General features: G+C 70.4%; 2 protein-coding genes. Both read right to left on the reverse strand.

All coding sequences use genetic code 11. The annotated features are described in order from the left end of the window. Positions 1 to 41 precede the first annotated feature (41 nt). Positions 42 to 1487, reverse strand: a complete 1446-nt coding sequence (gene pyk / locus NS184_RS16960) for a pyruvate kinase (protein ID WP_058727235.1) — start codon at positions 1485 to 1487, stop codon at positions 42 to 44. 118 nt (positions 1488 to 1605) lie between these two features. Further along, on the reverse strand, positions 1606 to 3015 hold a 1410-nt coding region (locus NS184_RS16965), incomplete at its 5' end, for a glutamate synthase subunit beta (protein WP_058727236.1).

A 3015-nucleotide genomic window follows, 5' to 3' on the forward strand; every position in this document is an offset into this window, starting at 1 on the left:
ACCGTGCCTCCCGTCCGCGCCCTGTCGGGACGCGACCGGTGTCAGTCGCGCACGTAGGCCGGTGCGGCCTCGGCGTGCGCGTCGCCGACGCGGTGCACGCGGAGGTCGTTCGTCGAGCCCTCGATGCCGGGAGGCGAACCCGCCGTCACGACGACGCGGTCGCCGGGGGCGGCGAGGCCGTGCTCGAGGAGGACGTCGTCGACCTGCGAGAACAGTTCGTCGGTGTGCGTCTTCCGGTCGACGAGGAACGAACGGACGCCCCAGGTGAGTGCCATGCGGCGACGCGTGGCCTCGTTGGGGGTGAACGCGATGATCGGCAGGCCGTGGCGCAGGCGCGACATGCGGCGTGCCGAGTCGCCGGACTCGGTGAACACGCAGAGGTACGACGCCTCGGTGAACTCTGCGATCTCGACGGCGGCGAGGGTGATCGCACCACCGAGCGTGCGGGGCTTCGTGCCGAGCGGCGCGATGCGCTCGAGGCCGTGGTCCTCGGTGGACTCCACGATCCTGGCCATGGTGCGGACCGTCTGCACGGGGTACTCGCCGACACTGGTCTCACCCGAGAGCATGACCGCGTCCGCGCCGTCGAGCACGGCGTTCGCGACGTCGGAGGTCTCCGCGCGCGTCGGGATCGGGGACGAGATCATCGACTCGAGCATCTGCGTCGCGACGATGACCGGCTTCGCCATGCGGCGGGCGAGCTCGACCGCGCGCTTCTGCACGATCGGGACGGCCTCGAGGGGCAGTTCGACGCCGAGGTCACCGCGGGCGACCATGATGCTGTCGAAGGCGTCGATGATCTCCTCGAGCGCGTCGACGGCCTGCGGCTTCTCGATCTTCGCGATGACGGGGAGGCGCTTGCCCTCCTCGTCCATGATCTCGTGGGCGCGCTGCACGTCGGCGGCGTTGCGGACGAACGACAGCGCGATGAGGTCGGCGCCCTGACGGATCGCCCAGCGGAGGTCGGCCTCGTCCTTCTCGCTCAGCGCGGGGACGTTGACGGCGACACCCGGGAGGTTGATGCCCTTGTTGTTCGACACGGTGCCGGCGACGACGACCTCGGTCCGGACGCGGACCCCGTCGGTGTCGAGCACGCGAAGCCGGACGCGACCGTCGTCGATGAGGAGCGGGTCGCCGGGCTTGACGTCCTGCGGCAGGCCCTTGAAGGTCGTCCCGCAGATCTCCTTCGAGCCGGGGACGTCCTCGGTCGTGATCGTGAACACGTCACCGACCGCGAGCTCGTGCGGACCGTCGGCGAACTTCGCGAGGCGGATCTTCGGACCCTGCAGGTCGACGAGGATCGCGACCGGCTTGCCGAGCTCCTCGGCGGCGCGACGGACGTTCTCGTAGTTGGCCTCGTGGACGCTGTAGTCACCGTGGCTGAGGTTGAGTCGGGCGACGTCGACGCCCGCCTCGATGATCTCCTTGACGGTCTCGTACTCCGACGTTGCCGGTCCGAGCGTCGAAACGATCTTTGCGCGTCTCAATGGATTCCTTCTGGTGGTGGATGGTGCTTGGGTTTCCGCGCTGTGGGGCCGCGCGGAACGAAGCGAGGCCACCAGCACCCTACCGAGTGCCGGTGGCCAGTCGCTCACGCCTCGTGCATCAGACGGTGATCGCCCGGTCGGTCGCCTTGACCGGTGCCGGCAGGATCGTCGAGCCCTCGAGGTACTCGTCGACCTTCGCGGCCGCGGCACGGCCCTCCGCGATCGCCCACACGATGAGGGACTGTCCACGACCGGCGTCCCCGGCGACGAAGACGCCTGGCTCGTTGGTCGAGTAGTCGGCCGCACGGGCGAGCGCGCCGGACGGGGCGGTGGGCAGACCGAGCTGGGGCTCGATCGTGTCGGTCTCCGGCCCGGTGAAGCCCATGGCGATCAGGACGAGGTCGGCGGGGATCTCCCGCTCCGTGCCGGCCTTCGGGACCCGGCGTCCGTCGAGGTACTCGGTCTCCGCGACGCGGAGGGCACGGACCTCGCCGGCCTCGTTGCCGAGGAACTCGACGGTGGAGGCGAGGAAGTGCCGCTCGCCACCCTCCTCGTGGGCGCTCGTGACCTCGAACACGGTCGGGAACATCGGCCACGGCTGCTCGGACGGACGCTCGAGCGGCGGCTGCTTGCCGATCGCCAGGTTCGTCACGCTGAGCGCGCCCTGCCGGTGCGCGGTGCCGATGCAGTCCGCGCCGGTGTCACCGCCGCCGATGACGACGACGTGCTTGCCTTCCGCCGTGGTCTGGTTGTCGACGGTCGTGCCGGCGTTCGTCTTGTTCTGCTGGACGAGGTAGTCCATCGCGTAGTGCACGCCCGCGAGGTCACGACCCGGGATCGGCAGGTCGCGCGGGACCATCGCTCCGGTCGCGACCACGACGGCGTCGTAGCGGGACTTCAGGTCGTCCCAGGTGATGTCGCGCCCGATCTCGACACCCGCGCGGAAACGGGTGCCCTCGGCCTGCATCTGGGCGAGACGCGCGTCGATCTGGCGCTTCTCCATCTTGAAGTCCGGGATGCCGTACCGGAGCAGGCCGCCGATCCGGTCGTCGCGCTCGTACACCGCGACCGTGTGGCCGGCGCGGGTGAGCTGCTGCGCGGCGGCCAGCCCGGCCGGGCCGGAACCGACGACGGCGACGGTCTTGCCGGTCAGGCGCTCCGGCGGGTGCGGCGTGACCCAGCCGTTCTGGAAGGCCTCGTCGATGATCGAGACCTCGACCTGCTTGATCGTCACCGGGGGCTGGTTGATGCCGAGCACGCACGACGCCTCACACGGGGCCGGGCAGAGCCGACCCGTGAACTCCGGGAAGTTGTTGGTGGCGTGCAGCCGCTCGATCGCCTGCCGGCCCTCGCCGCGCCAGGTGAGGTCGTTCCACTCCGGGATGAGGTTCCCGAGCGGGCAGCCCTGGTGGCAGAACGGCACGCCGCAGTCCATGCAGCGGCCGGCCTGGCGCTTGAGCGCACCGGACTCCTGCTGCTCGTAGACCTCTTTCCAGTCCATGAGCCGCACGGGGACGGGGCGTCGGGG

Source organism: Curtobacterium luteum (genome assembly GCF_001475545.1).
GTDB lineage: Bacteria > Actinomycetota > Actinomycetes > Actinomycetales > Microbacteriaceae > Curtobacterium > Curtobacterium luteum_A.